Annotated in this window: 15 protein-coding genes; 4 read left to right on the top strand and 11 right to left on the bottom strand. The window is 70.9% G+C overall.

Going from position 1 to position 13,536, the window contains the following annotated elements:
- Positions 1-131 precede the first annotated feature (131 nt).
- On the bottom strand, positions 132-1,004 hold the full coding sequence (locus tag ABZ911_RS27865) for an SDR family oxidoreductase (RefSeq protein ID WP_358061994.1): 873 nt from the start codon (positions 1,002-1,004) through the stop codon (positions 132-134).
- Between the two features lie 195 nt (positions 1,005-1,199).
- On the opposite strand from ABZ911_RS27865, the gene ABZ911_RS27860 reads away from it, so the two are divergent.
- Together ABZ911_RS27860 and ABZ911_RS27855 are read left to right on the top strand one after the other, a co-directional pair.
- The gene (locus tag ABZ911_RS27860) at positions 1,200-2,258 is read left to right on the top strand and encodes a dihydrodipicolinate reductase (RefSeq protein WP_358061991.1); all 1,059 of its coding nucleotides are present in this window, start codon (positions 1,200-1,202) and stop codon (positions 2,256-2,258) included.
- A gap of 48 nt (positions 2,259-2,306) precedes the next feature.
- Positions 2,307-2,633 carry a DUF6247 family protein gene (locus ABZ911_RS27855; RefSeq protein WP_358061988.1) on the top strand — a complete coding sequence of 109 codons (327 nt, stop codon included), beginning with the start codon at positions 2,307-2,309 and terminating at the stop codon, positions 2,631-2,633.
- Between the two features lie 293 nt (positions 2,634-2,926).
- Here the strand turns inward: ABZ911_RS27855 and ABZ911_RS27850 are convergent, their stop codons facing one another.
- The 8 genes from ABZ911_RS27850 to ABZ911_RS27815 all read right to left on the bottom strand — a co-directional run bounded on the left by ABZ911_RS27850 (position 2,927) and on the right by ABZ911_RS27815 (position 9,772).
- Positions 2,927-3,349 (bottom strand): PepSY domain-containing protein, encoded by a 423-nt coding sequence (locus ABZ911_RS27850; RefSeq protein ID WP_358061985.1) that lies wholly within the window; start codon positions 3,347-3,349, stop codon positions 2,927-2,929.
- Positions 3,350-3,545: 196 nt separating this feature from the next.
- Entirely contained in the window at positions 3,546-4,082 is a 537-nt protein-coding gene (locus tag ABZ911_RS27845; protein WP_358062193.1) for a flavin reductase family protein, read from the bottom strand.
- A 2-nt stretch (positions 4,083-4,084) separates the two neighbouring features.
- Positions 4,085-4,597, bottom strand: coding sequence for an NAD(P)H-dependent oxidoreductase (locus ABZ911_RS27840; RefSeq protein WP_358061982.1), 513 nt, complete (start codon positions 4,595-4,597; stop codon positions 4,085-4,087).
- Positions 4,594-5,895 (bottom strand): LLM class flavin-dependent oxidoreductase, encoded by a 1,302-nt coding sequence (locus ABZ911_RS27835; RefSeq protein ID WP_358061980.1) that lies wholly within the window; start codon positions 5,893-5,895, stop codon positions 4,594-4,596. Before ABZ911_RS27835 ends, ABZ911_RS27840 begins: the two co-directional genes overlap by 4 nt.
- The gene (locus tag ABZ911_RS27830) at positions 5,892-6,809 is read right to left on the bottom strand and encodes an ABC transporter permease (protein ID WP_358061978.1); all 918 of its coding nucleotides are present in this window, start codon (positions 6,807-6,809) and stop codon (positions 5,892-5,894) included. The genes ABZ911_RS27835 and ABZ911_RS27830 overlap by 4 nt, the downstream gene beginning before the upstream one ends.
- Positions 6,802-7,572: an ABC transporter ATP-binding protein gene (locus ABZ911_RS27825; RefSeq protein WP_358061975.1), complete on the bottom strand. Its 771-nt coding sequence runs from the start codon at positions 7,570-7,572 to the stop codon at positions 6,802-6,804. Before ABZ911_RS27825 ends, ABZ911_RS27830 begins: the two co-directional genes overlap by 8 nt.
- Positions 7,569-8,555, bottom strand: a complete 987-nt coding sequence (locus ABZ911_RS27820) for an ABC transporter substrate-binding protein (protein WP_358061972.1) — start codon at positions 8,553-8,555, stop codon at positions 7,569-7,571. Before ABZ911_RS27820 ends, ABZ911_RS27825 begins: the two co-directional genes overlap by 4 nt.
- 161 nt (positions 8,556-8,716) lie before the next feature.
- A complete protein-coding gene (locus tag ABZ911_RS27815) occupies positions 8,717-9,772 on the bottom strand; it encodes an MBL fold metallo-hydrolase (RefSeq protein ID WP_358061969.1) in 1,056 nt (351 codons plus the stop codon).
- A 101-nt stretch (positions 9,773-9,873) separates the two neighbouring features.
- On the opposite strand from ABZ911_RS27815, the gene ABZ911_RS27810 reads away from it, so the two are divergent.
- Both ABZ911_RS27810 and ABZ911_RS27805 read left to right on the top strand, forming a co-directional pair.
- A complete protein-coding gene (locus ABZ911_RS27810) occupies positions 9,874-10,992 on the top strand; it encodes a histidine kinase (RefSeq protein ID WP_358061966.1) in 1,119 nt (372 codons plus the stop codon).
- Positions 10,989-11,594, top strand: coding sequence for a response regulator transcription factor (locus tag ABZ911_RS27805; protein ID WP_358061963.1), 606 nt, complete (start codon positions 10,989-10,991; stop codon positions 11,592-11,594). Before ABZ911_RS27810 ends, ABZ911_RS27805 begins: the two co-directional genes overlap by 4 nt.
- Here the strand turns inward: ABZ911_RS27805 and ABZ911_RS27800 are convergent.
- Positions 11,544-12,830, bottom strand: coding sequence for an MFS transporter (locus ABZ911_RS27800; RefSeq protein ID WP_358061960.1), 1,287 nt, complete (start codon positions 12,828-12,830; stop codon positions 11,544-11,546). The genes ABZ911_RS27805 and ABZ911_RS27800 overlap by 51 nt on opposite strands.
- A complete protein-coding gene (locus tag ABZ911_RS27795; RefSeq protein WP_358061957.1) occupies positions 12,827-13,441 on the bottom strand; it encodes a helix-turn-helix domain-containing protein in 615 nt (204 codons plus the stop codon). The genes ABZ911_RS27800 and ABZ911_RS27795 overlap by 4 nt, the downstream gene beginning before the upstream one ends.
- Positions 13,442-13,536 lie beyond the last annotated feature (95 nt).

Raw genomic sequence — 13,536 nt, 5'->3', positions numbered from 1 at the left:
CTTCTGTCGTTTTGTGAAGACCCTTTTATGAATTCGACTCCATCTTTCGCCGATCGTCGACATAAGAAAGGGTCACGACGACGAAGGGCGGGCCACCTCGTGATGAGGTGGCCCGCCCGTGGCGCGATCGGTCAGAGCATCGCCTTCATGGAGTCCTGCGCGGTGAGCACGTACGGCTGCTCGGCCATGATGGCGTCCCAGTTCGCGGCGATCGCCTCGGGGTCGAGGTCGTCGGTCTTCCAGCCGGGCCCCTCCGCGACGAACACCCGCGCCACCCGGCCGCCGCCCACGCTGAACACCTCACCGCTCACCTCGCACGAGTCGTGCACCAGGAACGCGACCAGCGCGCTCACCCGCTCGGCGGTGAACTTGGCCTCGAACTCGGCCGGCAGCAGCGCCTCGGTCATCCGCGTCCAGGCGATCGGCGCGATCGCGTTCGCCTTGATGCCGCTGCGCGCGCCCTCGATGCCGAGCGTCTTGGTCAGCCCCACCAGGCCCATCTTCGCGGTGGAGTAGTTGGCCTGGCCGAAGTTGCCGAACAGGCCCGCGGGCGAGGAGGTGTTCACGATGCGGCCGTAGCCCTGCTCCTTCATGTACGGGTAGGCGGCGCGGCTGACCAGGTACGAGCCGCGCACGTGCACCGCGAGCACCGAGTCGAAGTCCTCGACCGTCATCTTGCCGAGCGACCGGTCGCGCAGGATGCCCGCGTTGTTGACGAGGACGTCGACCCGGCCGAACGCGTCCACCGCCGCCTGGACGAGCGCCTTCGCGCCCTCCGGGGTGGCCACGTTGTCGGTGTTGGCGACCGCCTGGCCGCCGTTCTTGACGATCAGCTCCACGACGTCGGCCGCCGGGCCCGCCGAGGCGCCGGTGCCGTCGAGCGCGCCGCCCAGATCGTTGACCACGACCTTCGCGCCGCGCTCGGCCAGCAGCAGCGCGTGGGCGCGCCCGAGTCCGTGACCGGCGCCCGTGATGATCGCGACCTTGTCGTCGAAGCGCAGCATCGAACCTCCCGAGGAGAACATCGTTCTAGTCAGCTCACCTTAGCCCGCCCCGTCAGGACGGACCAGTATCCCCATCGTCGCGGATAGTGATCAGACACCTCTTTTTCTGCTAGAGTTCATCCCCCGCACGGGCGGTGGTCAACGAAGCCCTCCACCCCGCCTCGGCCCCGCCCTTCACCCGGCTGGAGGCCCCGCATGCCCGTGAAGCCGCCCCTCCGCGTGGTCCAGTGGGCCACAGGCGCCGTCGGACGCTACTCGCTCCGCAACGTGCTCGCCCGCGAGGGACTCTCCCTGGTCGGCGTCCTCGTCTACGACCCGGACAAAGTCGGCAGGGACGCAGGGGAAATGGTCGGCCGCCGGGCGGCGGGCGTCACCTGCACCGACGACGTCGAACGCATCCTCGCCACCGAGGCCGACTGCGTCCTGCACATGCCGCTGCCCGCCTCCTACTTCGGCGGCGACCACACCTCCGACCTCGAGACCATCTGCAGCCTGCTCGCCTCGGGCAAGAACGTCATCACCACCACCGGGTTCGTCTACCCCAAGTCGTACGGGCCCGGGGCCGTCGCCCGCCTCGAAGCCGCCTGCCGCCGCGGCGGGACCTCGCTGCACGGCACCGGGATCAACCCCGGATTCATGAGCGACTACCTGCCGCTGGCGCTCACCGGCCTGTCCGGGCGGGTCGACCACCTGTACGTCCGGGAGTCGTCCGACTTCCGGGGCCATCCGTCGCGGCAGATCGTCGTCGACCTGGTCGGGTTCACCCGGTCGGCCAAGGACTACACCGCCGCCGTCCGGCCGTACCGGGCCTACCAGCGGGCGCTCTTCGCCGAAAGCGTGCAACTCGTCGCCGACGCGCTCGACGTGCGGCTGGACGAGGTAGAGGAGACCGACGAGTTCGAGCTGGCCCGCGAGGAGTTCGAGATCTCGGCCGGGCTGGTGCGGGCGGGGACGGTGTGCGCGTCGCGGTGGGTGTTCTCGGGGCTGGTGCGCGGGCGGCCATTCATGACCATCGAATGCGTGTACAAAGCCGACGCGACCAAGGTACGGCGCTGGCCCGACCCCGGCTTCACCGTCCACATCGAAGGCTTACCGCAGATGACGGTCACCGTGGACGAGGTCTCCCACGGCCTGGCCGCAGCGGCCGCCCGCGCCGTCAACACCATCCCCGCCCTCTGCGCCGCCCCACCCGGCATCCACACCCTCCTCGACCTCCCCCTCTCCACCGGCCGCGGAACCGTACGCCTGTCCTGACCGCTTGTTGCGGACTCCGAGCGATGTCCTTGGGGGTGACCAGTAGAGATGCCGTCTGGAGCGGAGCCACTGCCGGAGAAAGACCTGCGCGCTATACGTGAAGCGCTGGTCGTGTCACAGGACCGCGAAGGGTTCGACTCCGGCCTCGGCATCGCCTTGGCCGAGGTACGGGCCAGCCTCGATCTCAGTCGGCTGAGCGCGTTCATCCACACGTGGTGGCTGATCGCGCGCGACTCGGTCAAGGACCCGCAGGGCCGCAGAGACCTCTACGAACGCGCTGCCCATATCCAGGATCTGGCCGACCGCGATCAGCCGCTCCCCCACGGCGACAAAACCTGGCGTGAGTTGCTCACCGAGCGAGGTGTCGAGCTTTAGGTGTAACACGAGGTGTACATCGTTCTCGGGCAGTGGGTCTAGGGTCGCCGTTGGGACGCCGGCCCCGTGCGCTCGGTGAGCGTAGCCCTCGGTAGACGCCCGCCCCGTGCCGAGGGTGGTGGGTCAGCTGGCGTGCCGTATTGGATCATGTGTGGGGGAGAGTTCCCGCCGGTGTTCCCCGGGTGGCCCCGCGACGCGCACCGCCTCCAGGGTGTGAATGCTGAAGGCGGCTCCCCCACGAGGAAGCCGCCTTCAGGAGCCGTTGGGGTCAGTCGATCTTCGAGGCCGTCGCCTCAGTCGTCATCTTCGGAGTCGTCGGAGTCGTCCTTGTCGTCCCTGGCGTCGTCTCGGTCGTCGGAGTCGTCGTCGTCGGTGTCGTCGTCGGTCTTGTCGAGCTCGTCGGCCAGGACGGTTCCCTTGGCGGCGTCCACCGAGATCTCGTGCTCGGTGCCGTCGGTGGCGGCGATGTCGACCTCCCATGCCTGCAGACCGTCATCGGTCTCCAGTTCGGACGAGGTGACCTTCCCGCCCGGCACCTTGGCGAGCGCCGTCTTCTCCGCCTGCTCCCGCGAGATCGCGGGGACGGCCGTGGTGCCCTGGTCCTGGAAGGACGTGGTGGTGGAGGAGGGGGACGGGGTCTGGTTGGCGAAGGCGGCGCCTCCCACCGCGAGCACGGCTACCGTGGTCAGTCCAGCGATGATCATGGGCTTGCGCATCAGAGTCTCCGGTGCGGTCGGTGTTCGTGCTGACACCGCCAGGTTGCCGGGACAAGTGATAGCGGCGAACTGCGAGAACCCTAACGTCTGGTTAACGCCGCCAGGGCCGTGGCGCGATGCTCCGCCGGGCGCGGCTTTGGGGCGTTCGGAAGAGGGGTGAGCCCCGCGCGAAGGGGGTGCGCGGGGCTCGGGGGGGTTAGAGGTGGGGCAGGAAGCGGCCGTAGCGGCCCTGGTGGTAGAGGAGGGGGGCGCCGCGGCCGGTGGAGGTGTCGGTGACCAGGCCGACGACCAGGGTGTGGTCGCCGATGTCGACCGTGGTGTGCGGGGTGCAGATCAGATGGGCTGAGACGTCCTCCAGGAGTGGTGTGCCGTCGGGGGCGGGGTTCCAGCGGGTGGGGTCGGCGAAGCGGTCGATGCCCTTGCGGGCGAAGCGGGTGGCCAGGTCGTGCTGGTGTCCGGCCAGGACGTTCACCGCGAACCGGTCGGCCAGCCGGAGCCACGGCCAGGTGGTGGAGTTGTGGTCCACGTAGAAGGACACCAGCGGCGGTGTCAGGCTGACCGACGAGAACGAGGTCGCGGTGAGCCCCACGGGTACGCCTTCGGCCGCGGCGGTGATGATGACGACGCCGGTGGCGTGCCGGGCCAGCGCCTGCCGGTAGGCATCGGCGTCGACGACCCGGTCGGCGCGGCGCCTCTCACCCGAGGCGGTGGTCAGGTTCGCGGGATCGGTGATCGTCACCGCAGGGCTCCTTCTCGGATCGGGATCTGGGGGGCGACGCGTTCGGTCCAGCGGGCCAGCGCCTCCGCCCCCGGCAGTTCGGACTCCAGGAGGGCGAGTCCGGGCGTGGGGACGAAGGCGCCGAGTTCGGTGAGGAGCGGCCGGAAGTGGACCTCGACCGCGAGGGCGTGGCGCGGGTCGCCCATCACGAGGACGGGCAGCGCCGTGGTCCCGTCCAGGGCGTTCGGGGGTAGCCGGTCGACAAACGCCTTCAGCAAACCGGTGTAGGTCGCTTTGTAGGTGGGGCTCGCGAAGACGGCGATGGAGGCGCCCGCCACCAGTTCCAGGGCGATCTCCAGCCCGGCGTGCGCCCCGGGGGCGAGAACGGCGGAGGCCAGCGCGGACAGGTCGACGACGTCCCTGGGCCCCTGGTAGCCGATCCGGAAGGCCAGGGCCTCGGTCGCGTCCACCGCCGCCTCGTACGTCCTCGATCCCGAGCGCGGGTTGCCCACCACGGTCACGATGCTCACGACACCTCCAAGAGTTCGGGCCTGGCCAGGCCGTAGTGGTCGCGCAGGGTGCGCCCCTCGTACTCGGTGCGGAACAGCCCGCGCCCCTGCAGTTCGGGTACGACGTGGTCGACGAAGTCGGCGAGCCCACCGGGCAGGTGGGGCGGCATGATGTTGAAGCCGTCGGCGGCCCCGTTCTCGTACCACTCCTGGAGCTGGTCGGCGATCTGCGTGGGGGTGCCCGCGACGACGCGGTGGCCGCGTCCTCCGGCGAGCCTGGCGATCAGCTCGCGGATGGTCAGGTGCTCCCGCGCGGCCAGCGAGGTGACCAGCTCGAACCTGCTCTGCTGGCCGTCGGGGTTCGGCGCGACCTCGGGCAGCGGCCCGTCGAGCGGGTACCCGGTGAGGTCGACGCCGAGGATGGTGGACAGTTGCCGCACGCCGTACGCGGGGATGATCAGCTCTTCGAGTTCCTTCTCCAGGCGCAGCGCCTCGCGTTCGGTGGAGCCGATGATCGGGGAGATGCCGGGGAGGATCTTCAGCGAGCCGGGGCTTCTGCCGTACCGCGGGAGTCTGTTCTTGATGTCCTTGTAGAAGGTTTGGGCGTCCTGGAGGGTCTGCTGGGCGGTGAAGACTGCCTCGGCGTAGCGGGCGGCGAACTCCTTGCCGTCCTCGGACGAGCCGGCCTGGACGAGCAGCGGGTGGCCCTGGGGCGGGCGCTGGACGTTGAGCGGGCCCTGTACGCGGAAGTGGGTGCCTTCGTGGTCGACGGGCCGGATCTTCGCGGTGTCGGCGTAGACGCCGTTCCGGTGGTCGGCGAGGACGGCGTCGTCCTGCCAGCTGTCCCAGAGTTTGGTGACCACCTCGATGAACTCGCCGGCTCGCTGGTAGCGCTCGGCGTGCGGGGGGCGTTCGATGCCGAAGTTGCGGGCTTCGGCCTCGCCCGCCGAGGTGACGATGTTCCAGCCGGCCCGGCCCCGGCTGAGGTGGTCCAGCGAGGCGAACTTGCGGGCGATGTGGAACGGCTCGTTGTAGGTGGTGGAGACGGTGGCGATCAGCCCGATGTGCTCGGTCACCGCGGCGAGCGCGGCCAGCAGCGTGAGCGGCTCGAATCCGCCCAGCGCGTTGTGCCGGACGTCGCCCCACAGGGCCAGGCCGTCGGCCAGGAAGACCGAGTCGAGCTTGCCGCGCTCGGCGATCCTGGCCAGCTCCTGGAAGTGGCGCAGGTCGGTGATGCGGGCGGGGTCGGTCAACGGATGCCGCCAGGCGGCCTCGTGGTGACCGACGCCCATCAGGAAGGCGTTCAGATGCAGGCTCACGGGGTCCTCCAGGTGGAGAAGCGGCGCTCCAGGCGGATGAGAAGCAGGTTGAACAGCAGGCCGAGCACGGAGATCGTGATGATCCCGGCGTACATGTCGGGGACGCGGAAGTTGTACTGCGCGTAGTTGATGAGGTAGCCGAGCCCGGCCTTGGCGCCGACCATCTCGGCGGCGACCAGGACGAGGATGGAGTACGCCCCGGCCAGCCGGATACCGGTGAACACGGTGGGCACAGCCGCGGGCAGGATCACCTTCTGGAACAGCCGGTACGGCGTGAGCCCCATGGACCTGGCCGACTTGATCAGCAGCGGGTCGACGCCTTTGACGCCCGCGATGGTGTTGAGCAGGATCGGCCACGAGCAGGCGTACAGGATGATCGAGATCTTGGAGGTCTCCCCCAGCCCGAGGACGAGCACGAACACCGGCAGCAGGGCCAGCGCCGCGGTGTTGCGGAACAGTTCGAGCGCCGGGTTGAGGAAGTCGGCGACCGGCCGGTACCACCCGATGAGCAGGCCGAGCGGGATCGCCGCCACGATGGCCAGGCCGAACCCGGCCAGCGACCTGATCAGCGACGCCTGCACATGCTCGGCCAGCTCGCCCCCGCTGAGCAGGTCCGCCCAGGCCAGCGCGACCTCGCTGAGCGGCGGCAGGAAGGTCGGGTCGACGACCGCCAGCCTCGGCAGCGTCTCCCAGACCAGCGCCAGCATCACGATCGCCGCCGACGAGCGGACGACGCGCCCGGCGATCCGCGCACCCGAACCGGACCGGACGACCGGGACCGGCGGATCCACCGGTTCGGTCGGAGTCGCAGGGGCGATGCTCGCCGAGCCGGTGAGGGCGTCGGACAGGGTGATCGGAGGGTCGTCGAGGGCGGAGGCCGACAGGCCCGCCGACGCCGGGGACGGCCTAGGCAACGGAGGCCACCTCCTCGCGCAGCAGGGTCCAGATCGCGTGCCGGTACTCGCCGAACCGCGGGTCGGCCCGCAGATCCCCCTCACGGGAGTCGAACGACACGTCGATCACCTGCCGGACGCGCCCGGGCCGCGACGACATCACCGCGACCCGCTGCCCGAGGTACACGGCCTCGTCGATGCCGTGCGTGATGAACACGATGGTCTTGCCCGTCTTCTCCCAGATGCGCAGCAGTTCCTCCTGCAGCGACTCCCTGGTCTGCGCGTCCAGCGCGGCGAACGGCTCGTCCATCAGCAGCACGTCCGGGTCGAAGGCGAGGCTCCTGGCGATCGCCACCCGCTGCCGCATCCCGCCCGACAGCTCGTGCGGGTAGCGGTCGCCGAACCCGCCGAGCCCGACCAGGTCGAGGTGACGCCGGGCCAGCGCGCTCCGCTCCTTCCGCGGTACGGCCTTGGCCTCCAGCCCGAACTCCACGTTGCCCAGGGCGGTCCGCCACGGGAACAGGGCGTACTGCTGGAACACGATCCCCCGGTCGAGGCCGGGCCCCTCGACGGGCACCCCGTCGATGCGGATCTCGCCGGAGGTGGGCGCGGTCAGGCCGGTGAGCAGGTCGAGCAGGGTGGACTTGCCGCAGCCGCTCGGCCCGACGAGGGTGAGGAACTCCCCTTCCCGCACCCCCAGGTCGATGCCGTCGAGCGCGCGGAAGGGCCGGTCGGAGTCGCGGACGGCGAACTCCTTGGTCACCTGCCGGAATTCGATCTTCATGTGGCGCCTCCCGAGGCGTACGGGTTGTAGGCGTTGGTGTAGACGTCCTCGGCCTTGACCTGGCCGGGGCGGAGGTCGCCCTCGCGTTCGAGCCAGTCGATCCACCGCTTGATCTCGACGTCGGCGATGACGCCGCCGGTGGTGGCCACGCCGCTGCTCTTCCAGTAGCCGATGGAGGTGGCGTCCTCGTTCCTGCCCCGCCTGGCGATGATCTCCTTGTACTTCGCGACGACCTCGTCCCTGCCGTGGGTCCTGGTCCACTCGATGGCCTTGGCGGTGGCCTCGACGAACTTCCTGGTCGTGCTCGGGTTCCGCTCGATGAAGCGCGTGGTCAGCACGTAGGTGCCGGCCGAGAACGGCCCGAACAGCTCGATGTCGGTGAACAGCGGCCGCAGAGCGCCGCGCTCCAGCGCCTTGTCGCGCAGGACGCCGCTGAGCACGGCGACGTCGATCTGCCCCTGGCGCAGGCTCTGTTCGAGGTTGACCGGCGGCACGACGACCGGCTCGACCTGCTTGACCTGCTCGGCCGTGAGCCCGCCGCGCTTCAGATACTCCTTGAGTACGGCCTCGGCGTGCGCGCCCAGCGTGTTCATGCCGATCTTCTTGCCGATCAGGTCCTTGGCGCTCCTGATCGGGTTCCCGTCGAGCACGAAGAAGCCCTGGTTGGCCTCCTTGTCGCTGCCGTAGTAGCTGATCACCGACTTGATCGGCGCCTTGGCGGCGACGAGCTTGACGACCGCGCCGTTGAAGGCGCCGCCGAAGTCGGTCTGTCCGGTAGCCGCGGACTGGATGTCCTGCGGCCCGCTGATGGTGTTGCCGATCCACTTGAGCTTGACGGGCTTGAGATAGCCGAGTTCCTCGGCCAGCTCGGGGAAGGTGACGGCGCCGACACTGCCCTGGTATCGAAGCTCCTGGGTCTCGGCGGCCTGGGCGGTGCCGCAGGCGGTGAGCAGGAGGGCCACGGGGATGATGCGTTTGATCACGGGGTTTCCTCAGCTAGGGGGGAGATTGACCGTGATCAAAGACACTGGGCGCTGACGACGCGGCAGAAGTCGACATGCGCGCGCCGGGTCAGGAGGAAGACCGGGCTCATGCGTCAGACGCTACGCAGGCCCGCTCAAGAAGTCAACATTTCCTACTGGGTTTACATGAAATACAGATCCGGCTCGCCGCGCACCGACCGCACCCGTCCCCTGGCCTCCAGCCAGACCAGGTGGGCCAGCGTCTCGTTGTTCGCCCCGCGCCGCATGAACGCCGGAATCGTCTCCCACGGCCTCGACCAGGTCAGCCTGGTCGCGATGTCCCAGCAGGTGAGGCCATCGGACCCGGCCAGCACGCCCTCGATCTCGGCCAGCCGCTCGTCGTGGTGGGCCATCACGTAGTCGACGCGCTCGGCCAGCTCCAGGAAGCGGTACTCGTGGGCGGGCAGCACCTCGTCCACGTCCATCTTGCGCACGGCGGCCAGCGAGTCGAGGTAGTCGGCCAACGGGTTCGGGCCCGACTGCGGGTGCACGGCCACGATCGGGGTGATCTTGGCGAGCACGTGGTCGCCGGAGAACAGCACCCGGCGCTCGGGCTCGACGAAGCACAGGTGCCCCGGCGAGTGGCCCGGCGTCCAGAGCGCCCGCAGGTCCCAGCCAGGCAGGTCGAGGCGGTCGCCGTCCTCGATCAGCCGGTCGGGCTTGGCCATCGTGACGAAGCTCCTGAGCATCATCGACGCGCCGGCCAGTTCGTCCAGCGTCTGCGCCGGGACGCCCGACCTGACCAGGACCGCCCGCTCCCGCTCCACCAGCGAGTCGATCGCCGCCTCGTCGTAGCGGTCGTGCAGCAGGCGCGCGTCCGCCGGGTGCAGCCCGATCCAGGCGCCGCTCATCTCGCGCACCCGCCCGGCCAGGCCGTAGTGGTCGGGGTGGATGTGGGTGACCAGCACGGCCTTGACGTCGGTGATCGCGTATCCGGCGACGCCGAGGCCGTCGACCAGCGCCTGGTAGGCCTCGTCGGTGTTCCAGCCCGCGTCGATGATCGCCACGCCGTCCGGCAGTTCCAGCGCGTAGACCAGCACGTATCGCAGGGGGTTGATCGGGATCGGCACCGGGATCGACCAGAGGCCGGGCCGTACCCGCTCCACTTCCGGCATCAGCCCGCCGAGCCAGGCCTCGCGCTGGGTCACGTTCGCCGGAGTCACTACAAACTTCGTCATGCCGCTGATTGTGCCTCCTTTCCCGAATGATGTTCTATTCGGGTGCTGTGTGCACAGCCGGCTCTAGGAGGCGCGCCGCCGTACGGCCTACAATCCGGCAGGTGCCAGACTCGCGGTTACGCCGGGCCAGAATCGTCACGCTGGGCACCCTGAGCATGGCCGTGCTCGCCAGCCTGCTCCTGCCCGGAGCGGGCCTGTTCCGCGAGCCGAGCCCGGTGCGCGCCGTGCTCGGCGCGCTCGCCATCGCCGCCTTCGCCGCCGCCCAGGCGGGCGTCCTCTACGCGGCGATCACCCCGGCGCTGAGCGGCGGGATCCATCGGCGGTTCGTCGTCGCGTTCGCGGTGACCACGCTCGTCTCGATCCCGCTGGCCGGGCCGGTGGGCGGGGCGGACTGGCAGACCTGGGCCTGGATCGGCGCCTCCGTCGTGGCGACGGCGCCGATGCTGGCGGGCCGGGCGGTCGCCGTCGCGGTGACGGTGGCGGCGACCGCGGTCTCCGCCGGGGTCGGCTGGTGGGTGGGCGGGCCCGTCGACGACTTCGTGACCATCACCGCCCTGATCGGGCTGTCCACCGTGGCGATCAGCGGCGTGCACGTCTGGCTGTGGAACCTGCTGCTGGAAGGCGAGGAGGGCCGGGCGGCCCAGGCCAGGCTGGCGGCGGCCGAGGAGCGGCTGCGCTTCGCCCGGGACGTGCACGACCTGCTCGGCCACGACCTGTCGCTGATCGCGCTCAAGGCCGAACTCGCCGAACGGCTGGCCGTCTCCGCGCCCGAGCGCGCCGAGCGGGAGGCCGCCGACCTGCGGCGGCTGGCCGCCTCGGCGCTCGCCGACCTGCGCCAGGCCGTACACGGGTATCGCGCGACCGACCTGCGGGCGCAACTCGCGGCGATCGAGCGGGTGCTGCGCTCCTCCGGGGTGCGCTGCACGGTCGGCCTGCCGGGCGGCGAACTGCCGCAGGAGGCCGCCGACCGGCTCGCGCCCGTCGTCCGCGAGGCGAGCACGAACGTGCTGCGGCACAGCACCGCGACCTGGTGCCGGATCGAGATCTCCCGCCGGGACAATGGGTTCCTGATGACCGTGACCAACGACGGCGCCCGCGCCGCCCCGCCCGACCGGCACAGCACCGGGCTGCGCGGCCTGGCCGAGCGGCTCGCCGAGTCGGGCGGCTCGCTCCGTACCCGCCTGGAGGGCGGCGTGTTCACGCTGGAGGCCGTGCTGTGATCAGGGTGCTGCTCGCCGACGACGAGGACCTGATCCTGGCCGCGCTGGCGGCGCTGCTCGGCCTGGAGGACGACCTGGAGGTGGTGGCGCGGGCCGCCGACGGCCGGGACGCCGTGCGGGCCGCGCTGGCGCACCGGCCCGACGTGGCCGTGGTCGACCTGGAGATGCCCGCCATGGGCGGCCTCGACGTGAGCGCCGAGCTGGCCACCGCGCTGCCGTCGTGCGCGGTGGTGATCCTCACCGGGCACAGCAGGCCGCCGCTGCTCAAGCGCGCCCTGGACGCGGGGGCCAAGGGGTTCCTGCCCAAGGGCTCCCCCGGCGGCACGCTGGCCGACGTGATCCGCCGGGTGCACGCCGGGGGCCGGTACGTCGACCCGGCGCTGGCCGCCGACGCGCTGACCGCGCCCGAGTGCCCGCTGACGCCGCGCGAGCTGGAGGTGCTCAGGCTGTCGGAGTTCGACACCCCGGTGGCGGTGATCGCCAGGCGTACCCACCTGTCCAACGGCACGGTGCGCAACTACCTGGCGGCCATCGTCGCCAAGCTCGGCGTGTCAGGCCGGGCGGACGCCTTCCTCCTCGCGCGCGAGCACGGCTGGCTCTAGCGGCCGGCCCGGCATCCTGACGTACAGCAGCGCCGAGGCCAGCACCAGCAGCGCGGTCAGGCCCCAGGCCGTCGCCGTGCCCGCCTGGGCGGCCAGCGTGGCCAGGCCCAGGTTGGCCAGCCCGCCTCCGACATGCAGGGAGAGCGAGGCCATCGAGGAGGTGGTGGCGCGCTGGGCGGAGGTGACCCGGTGGTGGGCCATCTCGGCGCGCAGCAGCCCGTTGACCGACAGGCCGGTGAACATGACCGCGTAGGCGCCGCCCGCCGCCACCACGCCGACGACCCCGTCCAGGCCGGTCGTGGCGGCCAGCGCGGCCAGCGACAGTGCGCTCAGCACCGTGCCCGCCGCCGCCCCGCCCGGCGAGGTGCGCGCCACCCGCGCCACCCACGGCGCGATCGCGCTACCCAGCGCGCTACCCGCGAACCCGACCGCCGCGACCACCGCGTACACGGTCGCGCCCGACTCGGCGGCCCCGGTCAGCTCGGCCAGCCGCCCCGGGGTGAGCAGCTCCACCGCGACCAGCGCAGCCCCGAACGCCACCCCCGCCAGCATCAACCGGCGCAGCACCCCGTCCCGGGCGGCCAGCGCCAGCCCCGACCCGATCGTGGCCGGCACCGCCCGCAGTACCTCGCCCAGGCGCGCCTTCGGATGCGGCGGCTCCGGCATCGCGAACAGCACCACCACGAGCAGCACGGCCGCCGCGGCCGACCCCATCAGCGTCGGTACGGCCAGCGGCATGATGATCCGCTCCGGCACCACGAGCGGCACGAACCCGCCCACCAGCGTGCCGCCGAGCAGCGCCACCGACTCCATCGTGTAACCCCGGGACAGGCCGGGCCTGAGGTCGGAGCCGGGCCCTTCGAGGGCGTGCACGGTGTCGACGTACCAGGCTTCGGCGGGGCCGCTCGACAGCGCCCTGGCCACGCCCTTGAACACGGAGCAGACCAGGAACAGCCAGAGGGAGTCGGCGAAGGCGGCCAGGCCGAGGCCCAGCACGCTGAAGGCGGCCGAGCAGGAGAGCACCACCTTGCGGCCGAGCACGTCGGCCAGGCCGCCGGTGGGCAGTTCGAGCACGATGATGACCAGCGAGTAGGCGGCGACGACGAGACCGGCCTCGGCGATGCCCAGGCCGCGTTCCAGCATCAGCAGCACCATGGCGGGCATCATCAGGCCGGGCGGTAACCAGGTCAGGAAGCTGACCAGCATGTACCTGCGGCGGGCGGATCTGGGGGTCACCGTGCTTCACCTCCTTCGGAGTCTTCGGAGGCGGACGCGGGCGTGTCCTCGGGTGCGGACGGTGAGCGGGGGTAGGCCGTGAGCCCGAGGTAGACCTGCTGGGCCGCGGGGTCGTCGCCGTAGCGCTCCTCCATCTCGTCGCGGAGCTCGTCGATGCGCCGGAAGTACTCCCGCACCCCTTCCGGCGTCAGCCGGACGAGCAGGTCGCTCATCCCGCTGACGTCGCCCCACTCCGCGGGCCAGGCCGAGGCGTCGAACGACCGCACCGAGCGGACCAGCGCGTCAAGCTGGCGCATCCGCATGACCTCGAGCACCTCGCGGCCCTCCGGTGTCGCGGCCATGTCCTTGTTGTCCCATGAGGTGTAGCGGTGCCGGGCCCGCCAGCGCCGCTCCCGGCCGTCGCGCTGCTCGGGGTCCTCCTCGATGAAGCCGTACTTGGCCAGCTCGCGCAGGTGGTAGCTGGTCAGGCCGGAGCTCTCGCCGACCTTGCGGCCCAGCTCACTGGCGGTCGCGGGCCCCTCGGCGCGCAGCAGGCCGAGCATCCGCGACCGCAGCGGGTGCGTCACCGCCTTCAGCACCTGGGGATCACTGATCCGGTACGAGTCGTCCATGAGACGAGAGTAGAACCGCAAAGAGAAATTTGCAAACCTTTCTTTGCGGTCTGTCGGCACCGGCGTGGCCAGGGGATCCTCCGGTGACCGGACGG

It is taken from the genome of Nonomuraea sp. NPDC046570, from assembly GCF_040645915.1.
Lineage (GTDB): Bacteria > Actinomycetota > Actinomycetes > Streptosporangiales > Streptosporangiaceae > Nonomuraea.
The sequence above is the reverse complement of the archived record's forward strand: the minus strand, read 5'-3'. Positions and strand labels throughout refer to the sequence as shown.